General features: G+C 57.7%; 16 protein-coding genes and 2 pseudogenes. 7 read left to right on the plus strand and 11 right to left on the minus strand.

Going from position 1 to position 23,832, the window contains the following annotated elements; all coding sequences use genetic code 11:
- The first annotated feature begins 12 nt into the window (after positions 1-12).
- Positions 13-774 carry an IS21-like element ISFK1 family helper ATPase IstB gene (gene istB / locus ACVJ19_RS43285; RefSeq protein ID WP_011090937.1) on the plus strand — a complete coding sequence of 254 codons (762 nt, stop codon included), beginning with the start codon at positions 13-15 and terminating at the stop codon, positions 772-774.
- Between the two features lie 98 nt (positions 775-872).
- On the opposite strand, the pseudogene ACVJ19_RS43290 reads toward istB, so the two are convergent.
- The 3 genes and pseudogenes from ACVJ19_RS43290 to ACVJ19_RS43300 form a co-directional block, all read right to left on the minus strand.
- Positions 873-983: pseudogene (locus ACVJ19_RS43290) on the minus strand (transposase); the annotation flags it as partial.
- 176 nt (positions 984-1,159) lie between these two features.
- Complete coding sequence (gene ltrA / locus ACVJ19_RS43295; RefSeq protein ID WP_014497798.1) at positions 1,160-2,404, minus strand: group II intron reverse transcriptase/maturase; 1,245 nt, start codon at positions 2,402-2,404, stop codon at positions 1,160-1,162.
- A gap of 1,508 nt (positions 2,405-3,912) precedes the next feature.
- Positions 3,913-4,146 (minus strand): hypothetical protein, encoded by a 234-nt coding sequence (locus tag ACVJ19_RS43300; RefSeq protein WP_014497799.1) that lies wholly within the window; start codon positions 4,144-4,146, stop codon positions 3,913-3,915.
- 1,196 nt (positions 4,147-5,342) lie between these two features.
- Here ACVJ19_RS43300 and trpD point away from each other — a divergent pair.
- The 6 genes from trpD to ACVJ19_RS43330 all read left to right on the plus strand — a co-directional run bounded on the left by trpD (position 5,343) and on the right by ACVJ19_RS43330 (position 10,965).
- Positions 5,343-6,356 carry an anthranilate phosphoribosyltransferase gene (trpD, locus tag ACVJ19_RS43305; protein WP_014497800.1) on the plus strand — a complete coding sequence of 338 codons (1,014 nt, stop codon included), beginning with the start codon at positions 5,343-5,345 and terminating at the stop codon, positions 6,354-6,356.
- A gap of 239 nt (positions 6,357-6,595) precedes the next feature.
- Complete coding sequence (locus tag ACVJ19_RS43310) at positions 6,596-6,781, plus strand: hypothetical protein (RefSeq protein WP_014497801.1); 186 nt, start codon at positions 6,596-6,598, stop codon at positions 6,779-6,781.
- Between the two features lie 872 nt (positions 6,782-7,653).
- Entirely contained in the window at positions 7,654-7,914 is a 261-nt protein-coding gene (locus ACVJ19_RS43315; RefSeq protein ID WP_133415003.1) for a hypothetical protein, read from the plus strand.
- A gap of 140 nt (positions 7,915-8,054) precedes the next feature.
- A complete protein-coding gene (locus ACVJ19_RS43320) occupies positions 8,055-8,690 on the plus strand; it encodes a hypothetical protein (RefSeq protein ID WP_223153701.1) in 636 nt (211 codons plus the stop codon).
- Positions 8,691-8,717: 27 nt separating this feature from the next.
- On the plus strand, positions 8,718-10,028 hold the full coding sequence (locus ACVJ19_RS43325; RefSeq protein WP_453947770.1) for a preATP grasp domain-containing protein: 1,311 nt from the start codon (positions 8,718-8,720) through the stop codon (positions 10,026-10,028).
- A gap of 469 nt (positions 10,029-10,497) precedes the next feature.
- Entirely contained in the window at positions 10,498-10,965 is a 468-nt protein-coding gene (locus ACVJ19_RS43330) for a hypothetical protein (protein ID WP_018647484.1), read from the plus strand.
- 543 nt (positions 10,966-11,508) lie between these two features.
- Here ACVJ19_RS43330 and ACVJ19_RS43335 read toward each other — a convergent pair.
- The 8 genes and pseudogenes from ACVJ19_RS43335 to ACVJ19_RS43370 form a co-directional block, all read right to left on the minus strand.
- A complete protein-coding gene (locus ACVJ19_RS43335) occupies positions 11,509-12,186 on the minus strand; it encodes a 2OG-Fe(II) oxygenase (RefSeq protein WP_014497804.1) in 678 nt (225 codons plus the stop codon).
- A complete protein-coding gene (locus ACVJ19_RS43340) occupies positions 12,171-13,322 on the minus strand; it encodes a GFA family protein (RefSeq protein WP_453947771.1) in 1,152 nt (383 codons plus the stop codon). The genes ACVJ19_RS43335 and ACVJ19_RS43340 overlap by 16 nt, the downstream gene beginning before the upstream one ends.
- A gap of 1,211 nt (positions 13,323-14,533) precedes the next feature.
- Positions 14,534-15,400: an electron transfer flavoprotein subunit beta/FixA family protein gene (locus ACVJ19_RS43345; RefSeq protein ID WP_011084835.1), complete on the minus strand. Its 867-nt coding sequence runs from the start codon at positions 15,398-15,400 to the stop codon at positions 14,534-14,536.
- Positions 15,401-15,917: 517 nt separating this feature from the next.
- Positions 15,918-17,666 carry a nif-specific transcriptional activator NifA gene (gene nifA, locus ACVJ19_RS43350; RefSeq protein WP_014497807.1) on the minus strand — a complete coding sequence of 583 codons (1,749 nt, stop codon included), beginning with the start codon at positions 17,664-17,666 and terminating at the stop codon, positions 15,918-15,920.
- Positions 17,667-17,918: 252 nt separating this feature from the next.
- A complete protein-coding gene (locus ACVJ19_RS43355; RefSeq protein WP_453947772.1) occupies positions 17,919-18,755 on the minus strand; it encodes an SDR family NAD(P)-dependent oxidoreductase in 837 nt (278 codons plus the stop codon).
- A gap of 728 nt (positions 18,756-19,483) precedes the next feature.
- A complete protein-coding gene (locus ACVJ19_RS43360; protein ID WP_011084832.1) occupies positions 19,484-20,596 on the minus strand; it encodes a nodulation protein NodZ in 1,113 nt (370 codons plus the stop codon).
- 165 nt (positions 20,597-20,761) lie between these two features.
- Positions 20,762-22,788 (minus strand): annotated as a pseudogene (locus tag ACVJ19_RS43365) (carbamoyltransferase family protein).
- A gap of 255 nt (positions 22,789-23,043) precedes the next feature.
- Complete coding sequence (locus ACVJ19_RS43370; RefSeq protein WP_011084828.1) at positions 23,044-23,832, minus strand: ABC transporter permease; 789 nt, start codon at positions 23,830-23,832, stop codon at positions 23,044-23,046.

A 23,832-nucleotide genomic window follows, 5' to 3' on the forward strand; every position in this document is an offset into this window, starting at 1 on the left:
GAGAGACCCGGCATGCTTAACCACCCAACCCACGAACGGCTGATCGAGCTTGGCCTGACCGGAATGGCCAAGGCCTTCGAGGAGCAGCGCCGATCGCCCGATCTCGAAGCCCTGCCGTTCGAAGATCGCATCGGCCTGTTGGTCGACCGCGAAGCCGCCGAACGCGACACCAGGCGGCTCACCACGCGCCTCAAGATCGCCGCACTGCGCCAGACTGCTTGCGTCGAGGACGTCGATCTGCGCACCCCGCGGGGCATCGACCGCGCCGTTTTCGCCAAACTCGTCGAAGGTCGCTGGATCGATCGCCACGAGAATTTGCTCGTCACCGGGGCAACCGGCCTGGGCAAAAGTTGGTTAGCCTGCGCGCTCGGCCACAAGGCCTGCCGCGACAACCGATCAGTCCTCTATCATCGCGTTCCAAGGCTGTTCGAGGCGCTCGCGCTCGCGCGCGGAGACGGACGTTACGCTCGGCTCCTCAAAAGCCTCGGCCGCGCTCAGCTTCTGATTTTGGATGATTGGGGACTATCGGTGCTCACCGCCGCGGAACGCCGCGATCTGCTCGAAATCCTCGAGGACCGCCATGGCCGCGCATCCACCATCGTCACAAGTCAGCTCCCCGTGGACACCTGGCATGGAGCCATTGGGGACCCCACGGTCGCCGACGCCATTCTCGATCGCCTCGTCCACAACGCCCACCGCCTCCAGCTCACCGGAGAAAGCATGCGAAAACGCAGCGCCAAAACCATCACCCTTGACGGCCAACCAGAACACTGACTCTATCTCCCATCGGCCGTAGCGGGCTGCTCACGATCGTCTGAATTCAGTGCTCACGATCGCGCGAAATCGATGCTCACGATCCGTGAAATCCGCATGCTGGCATCGCTGACGCCGTGCTTCCGGCACAGATCGGCAACCGACACGCCAGCTTCGTGCTCCTTCAAAATCCCGATGATCTGCTCTTCCGTAAAGCGGCTGCGCTTCATGCTCTGGTCCTCATATCGGCCAGAGCGAACTTCAATCTGGATTAAGTCCACGGGGCAAGGTCATACGGCATGACGCTCGCGAGGCGCTCACCTTTTGCTGTCGAGTAGGCCGAGGGAGTTTCACCCTCGGCCGCTCACAGATCCGGAGGTGATACTCTCGCATCATCCGGCTCCTGTTATCCAACCGTAGCCCGTCCAAGCTTTTGCCAATGGACAAAGAGCTTTGGATTTTGCTTCGCCATCTCGTTGAGTTTCCGCAACGACCGTCCCCGATGGCCCTTCAGTTGCTTGTACTTGCACCGAAGCCACGCGCCGAGGCGCTCATCGAAGTACTCATAGAGCCTACGCAGTTCCGTCGGGTAGAATCGCCCGTAGTATTGATCCCAGCCCCGAAGGACGGGGCTGAGACTACGCGCGATGTCTTCAAGCGGAAGCGGCGAGTGCTGAGGCAAGCGCCATCCTCGAATGCGAGCCCTCATCTCCTTGAGAGAGTTCGGACTCACGCCCGGAAGGAAGCAGGTGAAGATCCTGCCCCACCGGTTCTTCGCCATACGGGGGCGGAAGCTAAAGCCCAGGAAGTCAAAATGGATCTGCGGGTAGGACCGCCGTCGATTGCTGTCAGCGCAGTAGACCACTTTAGTCTTCTCCGGATGCAGCAATAAATGGCAGTCAGCAAACCGTCGTTCCAGCGCCGATTTGAGTTCCTCCGCTTCCTGCCGCGTGCGGCAATGGCAGATGATGTCGTCGGCGTAGCGTTCGAACGGAATGTGGGGATAAGACCCCTTCATCCAAACATCGAACACGTAGTGCAGGAACAAGTTTGCCAGGATTGGACTGACCACACCCCCTTGAGACCTGCCTGTCGTCCTCGCCCGAACCGATCCATCGGGCATCTCGACCGGAGCCTTAAGCCACCGCTCAATGTAGAGCCGGATCCAGTCAGCTTTCGTGTGTCGATAGACCGCGCGCATCAAGAGTTCATGATCGATCGTGTCGAAAAAGCTCTTGATGTCGAGATCTACGACCCAGTCGTGCTGCCAGCACCGCTTACGCGCCTGCTCTATGGCCTGATGGGCCGATTTTCCGGGCCTGTAGCCGTAGGAGTCCGGATCAAATTCTCCATCCAACACCGGCTCCAGACACCGTTTGACCACCATCTGGGCGATACGGTCCGCGACCGTCGGTATGCCAAGAGGACGAATCCCACCGCCGGCCTTAGGAATCTCGACCCGCCGCACTGGTGGCGGGAAGTAACTTCCTGACACCAACCGATTCCACAGCCGGTAGCGGTGGTTCTCAAGATCGCCGGCAAAGTCTTCGAGACTCTGGCCATCGACGCCCGCCGCCTTTCCCTTCTTCACAAGCTTATAGGCTTCCCACACCATCCGCTTGGTGATGGGCAACGGTTTGCCGGAGTTCACCGTGCTCCTCCCGGTCTTCCCGGTTGGCGCAGTGACGCCGGCAGGATAACGCAACCCCTTTGCTCCACGGCCATTACAGCCGCTTCCTCACTATTACGGGTTGCTCCGCCCCTGACGCATTGCGTCAGGTTCCGACGTTCCGTGTTGAAGCCTGTGACGAGATCATGCCGCCTATGCACCGGCTGCCGCGTGGGCCGTAAACAGGCTCCGCCCACACTCCTCCGAGCGCTACTACCCCACGCCCGTCTTGACAGCATCTTGAACCCATTTCGATACGTCATCGGCGGTTCGCTTGCACTCATCTTCTTGTCACTTACCTGACGGTTTCATTCACCGCCTTTTTCCTCATCGCTCACCACCGCGCCTTTTGAACGCGGCAGCATGAGGTGGTTTGAAGCCTGCCCCTGAAGGCCGGCTCCGGGAGGCCAAACTCCCATCTTCAACACAGCATCACCGGCGTCGCCGCCGGTGTTCGTTGCACACGGTAATGCGGGTTTTGTTTCCGACAGGAATGTCGCGACTCCGACGTCGCGCAGCGGCTCCGTTTGACCAACCCATCAAATGAAAGGCGCTGCCGACAGTTCTACCTTCTGGCATGTAGCTTGCTGCGTGGGCCGAACGCGACCTTGCCGTTCCGAAGATACACGAGCAATCAATCGGCCGAGTGGTCGCGACGCAACGAACATCGTTTCTCCTACCGCCCTATGAAGAGAGGACTGCTAGCTTATGAGTGATAGGAGGCATGCAAAGCTTGGCATATTTCTGTTGGCCGGCGCTCAGCGCAATGAGACGTACATTCGCGCGCAACAAAGCCCCCAATGATCAAGCATTTCGGCGCCGATCGTCCCTCCTTGCAACCGCAGAGAAGGTGGAACTGGGAGCTCCTCGTCGCACTTCTCATAAATGCGGTGCTTTGGGCTGGAATCTACTTGGTCATCACAGCCTTCTTCTGACAGCCTCCCGTGCATGGCGACCGCGCGAGGCTTCTAGGGCCTATCGCATGCTGCAGCCGCCACGGCTGCGAATAACCTGATGCCGGCGCGCAATTCGCGCTGCGACCTGGATTTAGAGTGCGCTGTTCCGGCGACCGCAATAGGAATTCCGACGCATAACCCAGATGTCTGAAATGAAAGACACTGATATGCCGTTGCGGCCGCGGCTAAGTGCCAAAAATGACCAGTAGCAGCTCGACGTACCGCGCAGGTGGCATCCGGGCTTCCTCGTTAGGCGCAACGGATTGACTGCAAGTGAGAACTGGTACTCCGCATTACCGTTATGTGAAAGCTAGCTTTCGAGAAGCTGACGAAGCAAAGAGACCTGAAGGAACGTTGGGCAAGCGGCCGGCTCCGCCCTCACGTCCTATGGCATAGGACGGCCCGGCCGCCTCGCTCCTCGCTCCCGCAACGCTCGGAGCAGGCGGGATTGACTTGCTTGTTGAGCGATATCAGCCTCGCCCTTGGGTTGGGTATAGTTCAAAAGGCTGAAGCCTTGATTGGCCGTAGCAGCGCTTACAGCTCTTGCTCAGGCCACGTATCGTCCTCATTTTTGCGCATCCGCCACACGAGGGCGCGCTGCGCTAACTTGTCGTATTCGAAGGCAATCTTAAGCAACCTGTCTTTTGCTTTCCCGTCAACGAGCGCTGCCGCCTTCTTTCGCGTTGCTTGCGCGCGGCCTCGCCAGTGATCGGGTTGGTAGAGTTTGCTTTTCGGATTCATGCCGAGAGCATGCAATTCGTAGATCAAACAATTGCGACACCTACGCTCCGTATCATCACGTAGGAGCGACGCTCGTGGCTCGGCTGCCGAAGCGGTCGATCCCTAGTCCACAGCCCCCGACAGCTTTAGACCATCGGTCTTATGAAGAGACTTTGAATCGCATGCATCGTTAGATTGTACGAGTTGGGACAAGTGGGGATCACCACTGAGAGCCAGGGGATTCCTGACATCACGACATTTGCGAATGCTTCAAATATGTACGCTAGCCCAGGACGACGAAATAGAGAGCCTAACACCATCCGGTGCAGGCCTACCCCCGATTCATCGAATGTCATTCCCGGCGGATGACGGGCTCCGTACAATGAGAACCGCAAAGTAGAATAACGAGCTTGCCGACAGCCAGCTAAGCAGATCCGCAGCTTTCCGGTTGGCAGATGATGCGCTCCGCACACAGCAAGAACAAAACGTCACCCCACCCGAATTGAAGGAATGTTATGATTCAGAAACAACGAACTAAGTTGGCTTCGGACCTCGGACTTCGCTACGGCGCCATCGCTCTTGGCCTGGCAATGACAACGGTCATGCTCGCGCCAGCCAACGCGCTTGATCAAGCGCCGACCGCAGAGGAGAAAGAGGCCTGTATGGAAGACGTGTTACGCCTTTGTAGTAGTCATATACCAGATCGCTTTGCTATCACTGTCTGCCTCAGATCCAAGCAAGATCGCCTCAGTCAGCAATGCCGATACGTGATCTCCGGGCGGGACATCGGCAATCAGAGCAGCAGATCGAAGTGAAGGTGCTACGACTTGTCCGCCCGGCTCCTTACCAGAAGTCGTCCCAGCTCACGTGCAGCACATCGCACGAAGGTTAACCGGCGGCCCCCGCCACGGCGGCGCCGGAAGCCAAAAGCCTTGTGACCCTCCTAATATCGCCGGCAAGCAGGCTCGAGACGACGCTATTGTTCTGGTATCAAGCGACTGCAGTCCTCTGACCAGCCGCCGGCGTCCTATCTAGGGCACCATCGAATGGAGAGGGCTTGACCCTCACGTAGCGTCAGGTTGTAGCGTCGCCACAGATGCTCACGTTTCATCTGTCGGCCGCCTGTTGGACAAGTGCGGCATAGCGAGTGCGAATAGACAGGCAGCTGCAACAAGGCACTCGGCTGCAAAGACGTCTGGCTGAACGGTCGCAGCTCAGATTGGACAAGGGACGTGCACAGTTCGATGGAACCGCTCAAGTCGATCATCGCGAAAGTTGCCACGGGCGCCATACTGACGCGCGAGGAGGCTGCGTCAGCGTTCGACAGCATGATGTCGGGTGACGCAACTCCCTCGCAGATCGGTGGCTTGTTGATTGGGATGAGAGTCCGCGGCGAAACAGTCGAAGAAGTCACCGGCGCCGCGTCCGCAATGCGGAATTTAATGCCCAAGGTGGAAATGCAATGCGACCCCATCGATATCACTGGTGCGAGCGACGGGGCGATGCGTCCGCTCAACGTATCGACGTGCGCTTCCTTCATCGTCGCCGGGGCCGGCGTTCCTGTCGCCAAGTATGTTAACCGCGCTGCGACTTTGCGTTCAAGCACCGCAGACGTGTTGGCGAGTCTAGGCGTAAAGGTCGATCTCAAGCCTGATGCGATCGCACGTTGTGTGCACGAAGCCGGCATTGGCTTCATGTTTGCGTCAGCCGGCTATCCTGCGATGCAGCGCATCAGCCAGATCCGAAGCGTGCTTGGAACCCACACAATGTTCAATCTAATCGAGGCTTTGTCTAATCCGGCCGGCGTCAAGCGGCAGATCCTTGGAGTTTTCGCTCGCAAATGGGTGCAGCCATTGGCGTACGTCTTGAAGAACCTGGGTGCCGATTCGGTATGGGTTGTTCATGGCTCGGACGGGCTCGATGAAATATCCCTCGCCGGGACAAGCTTTGTTGCTGCGGTCGAGGCCGGTACAGTCCGCACGTTCGAAGTGACGCCGGAAGAAGCCGGGCTCCCCCGCTACCGCGCCGATGCGCTGGAGAGCTGTGATTGCGAGTCTCATGCCATTGCGTTAGAGAAAGTGCTCGACGGCCTCCCAGGCCCTTTTCGTGATGCCGCACTTTTGAACGCGGCGGCGGCACTGGTGGTGGCCGGTCGTGCCTCGAACCTACAGCAAGGCGTGGCACTTGGCCAAGAATCACTTGATCACGGCGCTGCAGCCGCCCGGCTGACTCGCTTGATTGCGGTTTCAAACGCCTAAAGCTGAGCTGGCTGAGGCTCGACTAATGCGATCAAGAGTGCAGCTTACGTGCGCAAGAATATTGCAGCTGCAAATGCGCGCCACTTCTGCGGAATTTGAGTGAGCGCCGCTGACGAAACAACTCGCGCTGAGCAGGTGTCCGACAGCCACCCCTTTGCCGACTAGAGGCTGTTCTCGGCCCGGTTGCTGAGGTGAGGACCCGCGGCGCAACGTGCGTTACGCGCCAAAGGAGACAATGGATGATGCCCTGGCAGAGGATGGAAACACTGGGAACGATCGCAACAATAGAACACATCATCCGGAAGTTTCGGGAATTGATCGATACAGATAGCTCCATCCCGCCAGAGCTGCGGCGTGCGCTGCACGATACCCTGGATGAGCATCTTTTCGAGGCAAAACGACGTGTTCTGCTGAGAGCGCATTAGGTGCGCCGTTGCCGCCTACATGCCGAGAGACTGGCAGGCCAGCGTGGCGCTTTACGCAAACGCCAAAAACACTTGCCAAGCTTGGCTTCGATATCTCGCCTTCTCAGACTGACCGCCGATGGTGATTCCCGCATACGCCCCCTGAGCAACTCCAAATTTCGCCGGAAGCGAGCGGCGACGTGCGTTGGGTACGCCGCCGACGCGTTCGCTGGATCTCTCCTCAATGGCCCTCATTAACTGGGGCTCGCCCCCCTCACGGCGGCGCTACATGTTCGCGATAGCCCCTTGGGGGACTGCTTGGGCCAGCATTACCTTGGTCACGTTTTCATAGGCCGCAAAAAAGGGGCTTGAATCTGACGTAACGTTAAATCGTACGCTCTCGGGCGTGGCACCTATCGTGTGAGGGACTGCGAATGCCTCAGCTGGTCATATCCGCTGACCGATGGCCGGTCATGCTCCTCATTGTCTATAGTCCCTCGCTCGGGAGGGCTGTGCAGCGAGTTCCGATCGCGGCGCCAGAGCTCGCACGTAGCTCTAAATGGTTCGGCATTTCTGATCCTGACAATATGGCCGCCGGCGGCCACTTCGCCACGGGAGCCGATAAGGTCAGAATTGATCGACGTGGAAGTCTATCGGAAGCGCTTAGGTGGCGCCCGCTTCCTGAAGCTGCTCGTCTCGCGCAGCAACGCACAAAACTCAGTTCGCCGAACCCGCCACCTTCAAGCTCCTTTCCGCACCTGGCAAGGCGTTTCGACCGTGCAAGGTTTGGCAGATGGTGAGCCCGCGCGGGTTTCGACGAGTGGCCCGCGCGGGCGACTCCGCGTGACCAGCGCGGCATCGGAAGAAATTGTTTGGCAGGCTGGAGCAGCAAGTTGAAAGACCGCGATGGCCTTAAGAAGGTCCTGTTAGTTCATCATGTTGAAGGCCAGTGCCGTTGCATCATCGGTTTCAAAGATGGAGATATGAGAGCGGCCTATATGTGCGGCGAGCCTGTATATCAAAAACGCGGCAAGAAGACCTCTTCGTGGTGTGCCGATCATTACCGGAAGATGCACACCGCAGCTGAGCAGAGCGGAGTGATCGATCGATCGGCAGATTTCCCTCGAGCGATATCCATCGTTCGCACCCCATGACAGCCATTAAAAGAAGGCTTCCGCCAAGACCGTGTGAGCACAGCCTGTACAAGCGCCAGCCGAAGCATATGACCGGGGCCTCGTCAGGATTTGGGAGGCCGTTGCGGGTGGCGCAAACAGAATGCGCGGACCTGACACGCATGAATAGCAAGCTGAATTTTTCCACCCCGGCCGAGGGAAGCGCTACCTATACCTTTGACAAGACCGCGATTCATTTCGAACGGAAGCCGTCCAGCTATGTCATCCTCAATCGATACATTGAGCGGATCGCTCGCGCCTTGGAGAGCCAGTTTGGTGCCCTGAGAGGAGCCCGACTCGAGATCCCCAGCCTCGCCGGCGACAATGGACACTGCGAGGCCGATGGATCTATTCCGCTTCACCGCGGCAAAACAACTCTCGATTATTTCAAGCGAGAATATCTTTCCAGCAAGAATAGAGCGAGTGCTTACGGAACATCCAAATGTAGCCGAATGCTGGTCGGTCGAGCCGTTGCTCGATGGGAAGACGCACCCGCCGCTTATGTGACCAAGCGGCGGCGACTGCCGGATCGAGGCGCAAGCGCTGATCGCCCATGTTTGGTCAGAGCCCGTTTATCGGGCTCTGCGAGATCATTTCATACGCGGCCGAGCCATAAATTGAGATCGGCAGATTCGAGGCGGGCCGTTCTCTCCCGCTGCATCGCAGGTGACATCGAGATGGCGCAAATTCTCCCCTCTCCCAGAGCCTTGCCACGGCATGGCAACGACTTCGTGGTTGCCATGACGATCCCATCCTGATCACGACCAGATGTCCGGAGGTCGAGAATGCCGCGAATCCTGATTATGAATGCCGGTACACCTCAGATGTCGGGCGCCCACCTAACAAAAGCTCAACTTTCGCTGGCCGCCAACTCGGCATTTCGTTCAGCGTGGTTTGCTCAGGAGGGCGACCTGATAGTCTCTCCGGTAGTGATCCCGGCCGATCTGTTATCCTTCATTGGCGAAACGCTCAATTTCCATTCATCGGCTCTTCGCCTGCTTGTACCTGCGAGCCGCCAATCGACAATCCTCGATGATTGTACGTTACTGTCCAAAACTGTTGTCGAGCGGCTCAAAAGACATATTCGCCAGAAATCAGACTGGCAATTGTATCCCTGCTACTCTACTGAAGGCGTCGCACGCTTGGCGGCCATTCTAGGCATACCGAAGACCGGTGACGACTTCGCTTTGCAGCGCGGGCCTGATCTGTTGAATCGCAAGAGCCACTTCCGTCAATTGGCAACAAGCGTTGCACTTCCGCTCCCCCATGGATCAGTCGCGACAGACCCAAATGGACTGTTCAAAGCCGTCACCTCCCTCAAATCCGAGACCGGCACGGTCATTGTAAAGTTGGATAATGGAGCTGGTGGAGTTGGAAACGTCATCCTGACCAGCAATAAGAGCGATCCGCTACCTGGAGCCAGAGATACTCGGTGGGTTTCGTGGCCGTCGTTTGATCCCGAAGCATTGTGGTCTGAGATGACAACAGCCTCGTGTAAGACGCTGGTCGTGGAATCGTACCACTTGGCCCGATCTTTATTCTATCTCGAGTATACAATCCAGGATGATGCATCAATCGCTTTTGTCAATAGTGGAAGCATACGTCTGCGTAAAAGCGCAGACCGATCCGAAAGAGCTCTGATCCGGACGGGACTTGAGCTTCCAAGCGACTTGGAGGAAGAGCAATTGTTAGCTGCCCAGGCCCATGCCTACCGTTTTGTGGCACTCGCGCGAGACCTGGGGTATCGCGGAATGATCAACATCGACGCCATTTTCGCACAAGACGGGCGGTTGCTGTTCAATGAAGCGAACGGCCGCTGGGGTGGCGGCTCGGTGTTACACAACATTGCCGTCCGGCTGCTAGGCGTCGACTATTTCGGCTGTAACGTTATTTTATCTGTGAGAAATGTGCGATCAGCATCCTTCCGGGCGGCGCATGATCGTCTCGTCAAGGATGGACTTATATTCGACCACACACGTAAGGAGGGCGTGATCCCGCTTGCTGCCGATGAAAAGGCTGGCACTGTGGAGTGCGTTGTGATTGCGCCGAACAGGCCCGCGGCCCACGATCAGCAACACCGACTATTGAAGTCGTAGCAAACATCGTCAGCCGCTCAATTCATCGCTTCGAAGCCTGGGATACACCATCGCGCACCGGGAACGCGCGCCTCCCTTCCTTCACGTGGCGACGAAGGTGCCCCAATCACCGAGCAAGCTTTGGTCGGACGATGAATGGTGGCCCTATGAGAGTGCTCTTGTTCGGCCCGGACGAGACCAGCGGTGCGCCGAAGCTTGTACAGCGACGAGCGTCATGGCGTAAGGCTGCCAGCGCAGTTGCCGACCCCAAAAGCTAATCGCATTGCACGTCCTGCTTGGCCGATTTGCGACGCCTACGTTGAAACTCGACAATACGATGGGCGATTGCACTCGCTGGCTTGGGTTTATGCGAGTTTCACTATGAAATAAGCGGCCCCAAAAGACCGCACTTTGCCGGCACGTAAATTGCTGCATAGGAGCAGGAGTTGCCGCAAAGAACGCGGCCGCAGCAGCTATCTTCGGAGCCCCAATGAGGCTGATCCGATTGATCTTGTTCGACTTGGCTTTGATTCTGCTTGCATCTGGAGTTGCAAAAGCCATGAATGTGGCCGCTGGCGCAAGTTCCGCATTTGTCAGGCAGACTGCTCTGCGCGAGGTGGCACCGAGCTCCAAGCATGGTGGTCCCTACTACAGCCAAACGCCGCTCGTTCCCGGGCAGCCGCCGGACAACCCCGGTCGGGACCAGCTGGCTGACAATTCCGCGGGGATGCAACCCAGCTTTGGATGTGTGGTCCGTGAGTCCCGACGCCCGACTAGCTATATCTTCGATAGCACTGAGAGGCTCAATCTCCCGCCCCGTGTGATGCCGTCGATCTGCAATCCTATCGCCTCGCCTCTCAGCCTCCTACCTGCGGGCAGCGGAATGGTCATCATGGCCTTTGCGACCACTCTCCTCGTGATTGTGGTGATTGTGGTGGAAATATTCGGCCCATTGTAACGGCGTGAGGCCCCAACCGCTCCCCTTTCGGCGCCCGCGATACAGCTCGGCATGAGCGGATCCGTGGAGGAGGAACGATGGCAAATACCATGCTCGAGCCAGTAGCAAGGTGATCGTCGCGTCGAGGTGATCACTGGGATCGTCGCCGACGATGGACGGGCGAGGAAAAGGCCCGGATCGGGGCGCAGAGCTTGGAGTAACAATGACACGACCAAAGCGATCACTTCATCGCCACAGCCAAGCCCTAGATCCACAGGCTTGTGCTGGCCTGCCTGCTGGATCATCTCGCCAAGCGCGTCCACGAACTCACGCCCGGAATTGGTAACCTCAGAACGTCGCTCATGCCCCATGAGCGAGGTCGGCCATCCGCTCAAGACGCCCAACTAGGGGCCGTCACCGGACGCGTACGATCAATGTAAGCCATCGCTTGCGACCAGACTCGTGTCGGACCTCACGAAGGACCCGCAAGATGGGAAAGCCATCAATTCCCCGGAGAGCTCGCTCAGCCCACGATTTGCAGAGACCCATACCAGGCGCGGCACGCTAGGGCCGAGCGTTAGAACCCTCGATGATCCGGCGGTTCACGCCGCTGCGTTTTGAACAGAAGTATACGAGGGATCGGCGCTCCCCGCTTGATACCGGCTTTACCTCATGCCGGACCTTACAGGTTGTGACAAGCACAGCGCCAAATGGCGGCCGGAATACGTGTTGTTCGTACCCGGTTGGATATACCACGAATTCACCGCCGTCGAAGTCTCTCGCTAGCTGCACAATCACCGAGTACTCGAAATCCGGATCACTCGCCGCATCCAAATGAATGCCGATAAAGGACCCCGGCGGCATACGATGCATCTGGCATCGGCGAACCACGTAATCTGCGGATGCTCCGAAGATCTTTCTTAGCGCGAAGCTGCGATCTCTACTTTCGAGCAGCTCCATGATCTGACCCGAAGCAGTACCACTCACGTTGCTAGGCGCGTGGCCGGGCGGGTCTACCCTCACGCGCTGGACAAAGACGCTGTGCAAGTCGCCCGCATCTCCCTCCCGCACTTCTTCTTCCGGAATCTCAGCCTGCAGCTGATCGATCCTGGCTATGTCGTCTTGAGTGAATAACATTTGCGGGGCGATTACGACGGACCCCTTTACTAGCAGCTCAATCCGGTACTTTGTCAGGACTTCTTCTGAAAGAAGACAGGATTTATCTTTCATTGCGCGCGCCATTCGAGCTCACTCCTTTGATCTTCGAAGCATGACTCCGGGTCCTGCTGCATTGACAGGAATGCTTGCTCCCAATGCGCGCCATCGAACTCAGATATTCTTAAATGCTCGATGGTCTTTTTATCCAGACATCGGATATTTACGCTGTACCCGGAGGGATTCGACCTCGGCCTATAGAATGGCTTTACGCCACAAAGCCGGCAAAACGTGTGCCGCGCAATATTCTTGTTGAACTGGTATGTCGTGAGGAACTCTTCGCCGCACTCGATGCGCAGCTTATCGCCAGGTACGAGCAAGTGGACAAATCCAGACATTTGACAAATTGAGCAATTGCATCGAACTGCAGAGAGCTCTCGAGGTGCATTGACGTAGAATTTGATAGCGCCGCAATGACAACGGCCATGATGTTGCATCTCGGAGTGATCATCTCCCGTACGCGCCGCCGTTCCGAGCAGATCGCGACACCACTGGACGCTGAGCCGATAGGCTCGGCCGAATTCATTCAAAAAGCGATCATTAAGGCCAGGCTGCACAAGTTCACCAATCAGCCGGCCTGTCATTTCTCCGTGGTACTTCTCCGCGGGATCTTCTCCGCCGACATGGCCGCGAAAATACTCAAGATCGTCCGGCCGCGCCTTGAAGGTTTTGACCAGAGTGGTCCACAGCGACTGGATCATGTCTGCAGCATGGAGCTCAAAGGCGACCATGTAGGCGCAACGAACCAGGGGGTCTTTCGATGACAATCCGGCATAGAGAGAATGCAGGTACTGCTTCGTCCTGTCGCTATAGTTGGGCCTTATCGCTCTGCCGAGTAGTCGTGCAGCATCCTTTCTCAAGAGGTTGGAGTGAAAGTTTTCTGTCAAAAGAATATCGGGCAACGCCGCCTTGCCGCCCCGGAGAATCCCGCCATGGCCACCGGTCTCATCCCAGCAGATAAAATTCGCGACCACGCTGGTCAGTTCAATGTCCCTCCCAATGTCCCGATTTTGATGCATTGCATCGAATATGAGGTCCCTTTGCGACCCTGCCTGCAGGTACGGGAACGCCTGTGACATCGCTAGGTATTCAGGCAGCAGGCTGGCGACCTGGTCTCCGGACATCTGGGAGGCGAACGGATGCGGGCCGAACAAGGCTCGCACTCGCTCAGTCAAGTACTCGCAGGATAACTTCGGAGGCTGATCCGGTGCAAATCGAGACGCTTGAGATATCATTTGACTCCCTGCAGATGAGAAGCGAAACGGTCCTTGACGAAGCTACCTTCATGTCCGGGCCGACTATTGACCGCGCTGAGTTCATTGGCTTCAAAGGGCCTAATGTTGCGTTCACCTTTCACGCAAACTTTCGTCGTTCTCCTGGCCACGGCAGATTGCGGTCTTCTCTGTCCTGGTCATGCGCATCGAAGGGACTTCGTTCATTGAGGGAGCGGCGAGGATCCGGTTGGCTTCCAGTCCAGCAGCAATCCGATGCCGCAATGGCAGCCACGGCGAGCATGCGCGCGGAGAATCGTCTTGGATACTTCGCCGCGCATGCCATTCTGATGCTAATGCCGCATGCGCGAATGACACGCCTAGTCGCGCGGTGCAGCTTTGGCTGCCTGAGCAAATGAATGAAGCCCTCGCGGTTGCTGCTGCCGCCATTTCATCGAACCGCTGTCAACTTGGTACAGCATTGTGAAATCCAATTCGTGCCTACCGACCTCACAGGGCCTCAGGTCGTTCGTGGCATGCCGCTCGCCTGTTCTTCGCATTCGCGGTTACCCCCTCTTAATTTTTACTGGCTAACAGCAACCATCATGCCAACTCTTGAATTTGCTCCGTCAGATTCCGAAGAAGCTGGTATAACACTTGTGACCTATCCTCATAGCAAGTGCATAGCACTTGAGAGGCTGCGCACCGCCGTCAGGAACGAAACAGCGGCTGTTCACATACACACGGCTGCTGAATTGGCGGATTGCTTCAAAGGCGCCGCATAGGTTGGCTTTGCTCCTTAAAGCCAGCGACAGGGCTTTGGACGTGCAGACGGCAGCGCTAGCATGGTGACCCGGGTTGCTGACGTATTCCGTCTTTGCTCGCGACCGGTACGGAGGAAGCAATGGTCTTCCACGGTCGAACACGACAAAACGGAAGATCTGAAATATGCGCAGGCCTGTTTGGCCGTGCCCCGGCAATCCTGGGCGGCTCCGGACTCGATCGTAGCGATAACGTGCTCTACGGAACATGCGGCCTCAGCCGATGGCGAGATCGACGGATGGCATAGCAAACTCTTATGGTAGCTTACCGCGTTGCACAACGACATGTTGCGCTCTCATCGACTCGGGTGCGAGCGTTGATACATTTCTTGGAGCGCGTTGCTAACATTGCCCGGACAGTCCAGATCGGGCGTCACGAGCAAGTGTCGCCAGATCGGTTTCGAGCTTCGGTTGATTCAAGAAGATTGCGTCTATTAGCGCCTGCGCCGGCTGCTCGGCGGACTCAACCAGCGCCGCCCTCTCGGCCCGCGCAGGGGGAGCGAACACACGTTTGACGACAGTCGGCGAGCCCTTGAGCCCACATTTGGAGATGTCTTCGACACCTGCATCTTGCGCGCTCCATTTCACGATTTTGGCTCGCGCGGCACGCAAGGCATCCGCCATCGCGCCTCGCCGAATCTGATTCGTCGCCTCAAGCATGGTGATGAGGCAGGGCAACCTAGTGTGCAGAACCTGCACACCGCCTTCCGAGCGCCGCTCCGCTTCAATTGTTTCATTGGCGACGTCCACGGATCTGACCTTCGCAACGTAAGTTAGCTGCCCTACGCCCAGTCGCTTCGCGATGCCAGGACCAACCTGCGCTGTATCGCCGTCGATGGTCTGCTTTCCCGTGAAGATGAGGTTTGCCGGACCATATTCCTTGCCAATTTTCCGGATCGCTGTTGCAAGCGCATACGTAGTGGCCAGCGTATCCGAGCCCGCAAAGCAGCGATCAGTAAGTAGGACGGCGCGATCAGCACCATAAGTCAGCGCCTTTCGCAACGACTCCTCTGCCGATGGCGGCCCCATGGTAAGCACGGTAATTTCGCCACCGAACCGATCGCGCAGCCCCAGCGCGGCCTCGAGCGCGAATAGGTCATACGGGTTGATGATGGTCGGCACTCCCTGACGCATGATTGTATTGGTCACGGGGTGCACGCGGATCTGCGCCGAGTCCGGAACTTGCTTGATGCAGACAATATTATGCAAGGTGTTGCTCCTAAAGTTACGTCAGTTGGGAAGAGAACAGCAAGTCTTGTACCATCCCCGCCGCTTGGGACCGCTCGCTGTCACAAGGCTTAACACCGGGTAGTGCGCCCTCTCTACCCCGCGCTTCCTGAAAGGGATGCCGGCACAAAGCAGGCTCGGACAGCGCTGTTTCGCAGCACCACGCTGGCAAGTGGCGGCGGGACTGCTTGCGGATTGACTGCCGCTAATCCCCTGCAGGCCCGGACCGGTCGAGGGTCATTAAGCATTGCGTTCGCCAATCCGGCTTGATTGAGATAAGGATGATAGCTCTTTGCATTTCGAGCAACCGGCGGTTCGCGATTGTGCGACTCGCAAGTGAGGCTCTCCGCCCCATCTGTCGCTGAATAGTTGAGCCCTTCTCGGGGTCGTGGCAAGCCGACGCCCCCGGCGGTCCATTCCCCTCAGATTGCTAGATTAACTACGCGGACCGTCTTCACTTATCGATTTGGCGGAATCAGTCCAGGCCGATGCGGGGCGCTCAGAACCGCTTTATCTCGATTCCGTATTTCCTCAGCGCGTAGCCGACTTGGCGCGGGGTTAGCCCGAGTAGGCGCGCTGCCTTGGCCTGCACCCAGCCAGACTTTTCCATAGCCGCAACGACCCGCTCGCGATCAGCCATTCTCGCACCACTAACGAGAACTGTGCCGGAAGGTGCCAATGAGCCCGGTTCGCAGACAGCCTGCGGCGGAGGGGCCGTTTCAGCCAGCGGGATGATGGACTTTGCAGGCACCGGTTGCATCGGTGCCGCCGGGTCTGTCTTGCCATACGATGTGCTTTTCCAAAGCGTCGTGGAAAGGCATTGGCCTTGGCTGCATGCAAAGTCACTTCTTACAATCGATGTTCCGGCACTGAGTGTCGCGGTCCGCTCGATGCAGTTCTCGAGTTCGCGGACATTTCCCGGAAATTTACAGCTCATCAGTACATCGATCGCACTCGCCTCCAGAGTAAGAGAGCGGCCGTTCTCGCTGTTAAACTTTCTGAGGAACTCTCTTGCGAGCAGCGGAATATCACTGCGTCTTTCGCGAAGCGGCGGCAACAACAAGGGAACTACGCTAATACGATAGTAGAGGTCCGCGCGGAATTCGCTCCTTGCCACAGCCTCTTCAAGGTTCCTGTTGGTTGCAGCTATCACCCGAACATCGACTTTAATCGTGTGATTGCTGCCGACGCGCTCGAACTCCTGCTCTTGCAGAACTCGCAGCAACTTCGCCTGGAACGGAGGTGAGATCTCTCCGATCTCGTCAAGAAATAGCGTCCCTTTGTCAGCAAGCTCGAAGCGCCCCTTGCGGGCGCTGACAGCACCGGTAAAGGCACCTTTCTCATGGCCAAACAATTCCGATTCCAGGACCGTCTCGGGGAGCGCCGCGCAATTCAGCTTAACGAACGGCCGCTTAGCACGAACGGACGACTCGTGAATGGCCTTGGCTACCAGCTCCTTCCCGGTACCGGATTCGCCACGCAGCAGAACCGTGCTGTTTGATCTGGCTACAACGACAATCTTCTCAAGCAGTGCGCTCAGCGCCGGGCTGTCGCCAATGATCCCGTGTGCCTGAAGCTGCTTGCGCTCGCGAGCGGGCGGCCCACGATCAACTGTCTGTTTCTCTAGCCGGTCCTTGTCCACCAACGATTGTTCGCGATCGCCGGCGAACAAGCGATGTAACTTGATCGTTTGTCCTATCACGTTCGCGACCATGGCGAGCAGCCGCGCATCGTACTCGAGAAGACTTGAACTGCCTTCCGGGATACGGTCGATCGTCAGCGTACCAACGACCGTCGAATCAACGCGAATCGGGACCCCGATGAACGCTACCGGTATACTATCAGAGGCGCCGAGAACCTCCCGGTCGGCAGCGCTGAAGGCCGTCTCGGCGGCTACATTCTCGACCATAAGAGACCTGCCTGTCGCTACGATCTCGTGGATTGCTTTCTGCGGCACGCACGTCCGGTAACGTTCGTCAGTGCCTTCGCTCCAGCCGGCGCCAACTGTAAGTTCTGGAACGCCGTCATCGTTGAACAGCGAGACGAGGCCGTGTCGCATCTGCACAAACGATTGCAGAAGACCGAGAACGTTGGCCAAGGTGACTTCGAGCCGGCCGGGAGCATTTAGTATTTTCGATATTTCGTAGATGCCGGCCAGCGCGCTCTCATGCGACGGCTCCCCCGGGGGGGCACGCTCCGGTTCCGGCTGCGAGGCAGGTCTTTCGCTCGAGGAGGGGATATGCAGCATAAGCCTGTCTCCGTTTCCTTGATCATCCTCCCTGGACCCATGTCCGGATTGGCGAGGTTCGTTTTGCATGTCACTCTCGATCTAGCGCCAAGTGTTGACGAGATGACATCGAACCGTGACACTTTTTCATGGCACGACAGTAAACTTGCCGTGTGCCTTCGATTCATTTTCTGTTGATTGTATGCGCGTGGTCAGCGGAGAACGTGAGTCCGTTGGGAAGCTCAAGTCAGCTTCGCCGCCGGGCCGGCCGCTTCACAGATGCTGGCCACCGTTGATCGGCACCTCGGCACCCGTAACATAGCTCGCCGCATCCGAGCATAGGAAGAAGATGACCTTGGCCACTTCGTCCGGAGTACCCACTCTGCGCAGCGGGATACTTGCCACGACGCGCGCTTCCGCGTCGGGCGACAGCATGTCGGTCCTGATTTCGCCGGGCGCGATCGCATTGACGCGAATGCCATGCGGCGCATAGTCGTGGGCCAATTCGCGTGTGAGGCTCGCAAGCGCAGCTTTCGAGGTCGCATAGGCGCTACCGGCGAATGGGTGCACCCGCGAGCCCGCGACTGAAGTCACATTCACGATCGATCCTGACGCGGCTCTTAGCTCATCAAACAAACCCTGCGCCAGCAGGATCGGAGCCACCAGATTAAGATGAAAGACCCTCATCCAGGTATCGGTTGAGGTGGTCAACGATGTCATCCGATCGCCTGTGGGCGTTTTCGGCGACACACCCGCATTATTCACCAGCGCGTGCAAGGGCGCACCGGCCAAGCGTTTCTTAACCTCGGTGATTGCGCGCGGCAGCATTCGATGATCGCCGAGGTCGACCTGGAAATGATCGTCATTCCCAGCCTCCCAGGGGCATCGCTCGCCGTCGAACGGTTGGCGTGCGCAAGAAATGATGCGCCAGCCTGCCTCCGAGAATAGCTTGGCAGTGGCATGGCCAATTCCGCGCGATGCGCCGGTGAGTAACATCACCTTCGGTTCTCCACGATCAACGCGCGCATTAACGGCGTCAACGAGGCGATCCAAATGTGCTTCGGGCAGCGGACCTCGGATCAGATTGTCATTTGGCAGATCGAGACCCACGGCCGCCTCCTCTACTTTTGCGCCCGCGCACGCGTAGCAGGATTTGCGCCACTGCGATGTACGTAAATGCGCTTCCGTTTTGCGTCCTAATGTCGCGCACGCGGAATGCTTGGCGCATTCAAGACAGCGGAGGTGAGCTTTCTGACAGCGATGGTGACTCTGCTACGTAAGTTCGCGAGCACTCGCCCGCTTCATGAAAGGGCTACCCAGCCCGCGTTCGCTTTCACGATCGCACAACCGTACGAGCCTGCGGCTGGCCGGCGCCTCTCGTCGAAGTCGAAAAATGCCCGGGGATAACGGCCACGGCCATTAGCCGCCCCAACATAAAACTGATGTACCAAGCTTGCACGTTAGATTCGTCGGCGGCCACTTTTGATCTATCGCGCCATGCTCTGAGCGGCACTGGATTTCGCGGCGCTAGTTCCAAGCATGAGCTGGCGAGCTGAAATGTTCATCCGTGATTGAGCGTTGTTTAGCTTCCGTCTGCGGCCCGCCCGAAGCGAAGACGAAGGCGTGCTCCTTCTGTAAAACGCAGCGGCACTTTAGGGCCGTTGTTGTCGAAGCCGCGCCTTAGCCGAACGCATTCGGCCGCGGCTTCGTTCTCTTCGCCCCTGGAACGTTGCGGCAATGACAGCCCGCGGGCCAGAAAATCGTCGCCCGGAGAAGAACTTCCACGGCTATCGGACGTAAAGAGCGGCGGTGAGATCGATCACGCGGGTTTGCGACTTTCACGAAGCCATAAGCGCTTGCGAGTTGTCTTCAATCAGGATCAACCGGCCCGGATCGTTCAAATCGAATTCTATAACGCGTGGGGCGAAAAGACGCGCATAGCGCGTAAAAGCGCTCGTTGGCGGAAAACGGATCACCGTGTCGCAGCGGGCAAGGAGATACATCTCGGTGAGGGCAGAAAAGCCGCCTTCAGCTCCGAGGGCGGGATGGTGCAATGGGCCCGCTTGAGGCGCCTGGAACTGCTTTGGAATCGCGAAGACATCGGGAAATTTAACCGAAACCTGCTCGAGGACGAGCGCACTGTCCGTGCACAGGAACGCCCTCACAGGTTTTGCGTGGGATAAACTCCTGGCCTCATCAATGGCATTGTAGATCTGCCGCAAGGCGCGCTCCGTGTCCGCCCAGTAAGGGGCATGCCCCATAATATCTTCGCCATTGCCATGCCGGACATGAATGCCGATTACGCTGTACGGCTCAAAGTGCTCGCGGTAGATAGCATCAATCCGGGCCTGAATTTCAGGCCGCGGCTTAATACTCCGGAAGATTTCGCGTTCCGCTTCCTGATCGCAGCGCCACATCAGGCAGGCATCACACACAACCGTGTTAGCGTCACTATCTCTCTGACTTTGGAACAGTTGATCGAGTTGATCGCGTTCCCTGAAAATCTGCTCGTCCGGTCGATAGATGCAATCGAAAGATGGCTTGTTCCACCATGTTGGAAAGAATGGTCCTGGAAACGAACGCGTATTGATGTCGTCATCGCAAATTACTCGCACTCCGCCAATGTCTTCAACCGGTTCGAAGAAGACTGGAAAGGCATTGGTGAATGGTTCATCAAGATAACAAGATCCCCGCCAATCAATGGCTAGCGTCCGTCCTGTCTGCTTTGCAAATCGCCAGGCTGCCGCGAGTGACCACAGACAGTCGCCAAACCCCGTACGTCGCCGGGACACTACGAACCGATCATTGCTCGAACCGCTAACCATCTGCCTTGCCTTTTCGCGCGCTCCTGGTTGGACAAGAGACGTCAGTACAGACGTCTCGCGTATCTTCTCGCCCGGCGTCACGGCCTGAAATCGCGGTGCCGGCGAGCTGCATCGGTAGAACTTCATAGCAGGGCTATCCGTGACGGGCCGCGTTCTCTCAATACGATCGTCCTTTCTTCAACGGTGTTGCATCGACCTGCCCGAAGCCCGAAGCCCGATGCCCCGCTCTGCATCGGATGGCCTGGTCCCCTCACATGCACGCATGGGCGTGGCCATGCGCATGAGTCATGGCTATGTTCCGCTTTGTACATTATCGTGACGGCAAGCCGCGTGCAGCGGATGCAGGCGAACGCCCCGAAGCTCCCATACGAGCCGCAATTCCTTCACAAGATCTTCACGCTTGGCCTGGTCCAGCAGGGCTGTGTCGAAAAGCGACCCGAGCGACGCCTCGCCCTCGATTCGCATCAAGATCTCGAAAAGCTCAGGTGAGATACGCATACTAGAGTGGGCGGAATGTCCCATGCGGATCTCGCAGACCGTTTCCTGCCGATCTGGCGCTATGTGGGAGCGAACACGATGAAGGGATGCGTACGGCGGCAATGACGCAGCCAGCGCACTCCAATCCTGCAGTGATGCTGGCCGCTTCCTGACGAGGAACGGCCCAACAACAAGTCCGTCCAGATCAGTCGTCAAAAACGTGGTGATCGCATCTGACACGGACTGCACGATCGGCTCGGCATTGTTGTTAAATGAGGTATTTAGAAGAATCGGAAGGCTCGTTCGCTTCTTGAACGCATTAATGACGTCCCAGTAGGCGGGGTTTGTCTTGCGCGATACGGTCTGCAGCCGAGCCGTCCCATCAACGTGCGTGATCGCACCGAGCACGTTACCCTTGGCTTCACGCACGCGAACTACGAAGTTCATGAAGGGGAGCTGCCGCGTGCCGTCGGGGAGCTCAAAGAACTCGCTCGCATCCTCCTCTAATGCAGATGGCGCAAAGGGGCGATAGCTCTCGCGCTTCTTGACCACCGCGTTGATGCGATCCTTGTTTTCCGCAGGCCGCGGGTCCGCTAGAATGCTGCGGTTACCAAGCGCACGTGGGCCGAACTCAGAGCGCCCCTGAACCCAGCCGATTACAGCGCCATTTGCCATCCAGTCCGCCGCACTGGATGCTATGTCATCACTTCGTTGAATGTCGAGGTGGCCTGACCATGCGTTGAGCTCAAGCTCTGTGGCTTGCTCGTTCCCAAGATCGGGCCCCCAATAAACGTCCGGCAGTCGCTCGCGCGGCGCTGGCCTGCCTAGCTCGCTTGATACCATTAATGCAGCGCCGAGTGCGCAACCGGCGTCGTGCGCCGCGGGTTGAACAAAGATGTCGTCAAATAGCCCGGAATAAAGCAGCTTACCGTTCAGCGTGCAATTATGGGCCACCCCGCCAGCTAGGCACAGGCGTGTCATGCCCGTCGCTTTACGATGGTGCCGCAGGGTGTGAAACACGATCCGCTCCAGCGCTTCCTGCAGCGACGCGCTGACATCTCGATGCTGTTGGGTGAATGGCATTCCCTTTCGCCGAACCTGGATGTTGCGCAAAAGGGCTGGTCCGATTCGATCCAGGTGAACGCGATAGCCACCGCTGTCCAACAACTCGTAGAACTGCGCGAAGAGCTCGCGATAGCGATCGGGATCACCATACGGTGCAAGCCCCATCACTTTGTATTCGTCGAACATCCCGCAGCCGAGATATCGGATCGTCTCGAGATAGAACAGCCCAAGAGAGTTGTGTTCCGGGAAACTTACAAGCTGCGCAATTACGGTCCCGGACCCTACCGCCATTAAGCCTGAGAGAAAATCGCCCCCGCCGTCGATCGCAAACACCAGACTTTGCTCGAACCCGGACATGGCAAACGCGCTCACGGCATGTACTTCGTGGTGATTCACGAAGGAAACCCGGACGGATCGATCTCGGCCCCGAATTCCCGTGCCAACAGCTGCCGCAGCAACAGTTTGGGGTCCAACGGAACGGGCTGAGAAACAGAAAGGCGCTCGAGCATGGCTTTGCAGTAAGCTTCAGTCGCGTAGAACGCGATACGGTCGATGTCGCCGAGCTCGACTCCTGCGGTAGAAAGGCAGTATCGGATCGAATTGCTGGGGAACTTGTTGGAGTGCTTGACGCGGTTGAGGCGCTCCTCTTCGACAGCAGCAATTACGCGGCCGTCCTGCACAAGTACCGCAGCGCCATCGTGAAGAAATGTATTCGGCAGCTCCGGAGAGCTTTCATAGATTCTGTCAAGGCCGCCACTCAGTCCTATGCTCAACATCCCGTTCTCCATGGAAGGCCATGCCGTCCCACCGATCTAATCTGTACAGTCACGCGCAGCCGGTGCGCGTGCCAGGCAGCACAACACGACTTTGCAAGGTCCGATCGGCCGAACAGGCGGCCGTAGAGCTGGCTCGATCGCGGCTTCTCAAGGCCGTTTCACAAGCTGCTCTGACAGACCAGGTCACTCGCGAGCTACCGCGGAACGCATCATGACACTGCATCGCTTTGACTTCTCCGTTTCGCTGAACTCACGTCAACGCAGCAGGCGGCGCCGAAATAACGCGATCGACGCGAAAAAGGGCAAGACCGCGTAAACGCAGAGCGCGCCTACGTGTAGGGCGGCATTGTCGGCGCCGCGCTCAAGCATCACTGGGCGAATAAGGTCGACCGAATGTGCCAGCGGCAACAAGCCGGCAAAGTGCTGAAATGAGTCGGGCATTTGGCTCGTCGGAAAGACCGCGCCACACAAGAACACCATGGGCGTAAGGACGAGCGACTGGTAAAACACGAAGTAATCGTAAGTTGGCGCAAGAGATATGACGACCATTGCCAGGCTGGCGAAGACAAGGCCCGTAAGGGCGATTGTCGGTATCGCACAAAGAACCGACGTCCAGGATGCATAACCCAGGGTGGCAGCGACAATCCCGATTGCTGTCCCGGCTAGAACGGACTTACTGGCCGCCCACACCAACTCACCTAGAACGATATCGCCAAGCGTGAGCTGTGTGAACAAAATTCCCTCCCAGGTGCGCTTGACATCCATCCGAGCAAAGGCTGCGTACAGAGTTTCAAAGGTCGCGGATGTCATAGCGCTAATCGCGACCATACCCGCCGCCAAAAACGCAATGTACGAAGTCCCCTCAACCCGTCCCACAATGAGTCCGAGCCCAAAGCCAAGGCCAAACAGATTGGTTATGGGATCTGCGAGGTTGCCGAGAAGCGATGCAAGCGCGACTTTCCTCCATGCCAAGTAATTTCGACGCCATACCGCGGTCCAATTGTACGCATTAGCCGGCATGACCGACGCATAACCATCATCCAT

The sequence above is a fragment of the Bradyrhizobium sp. USDA 376 genome (assembly GCF_054063675.1).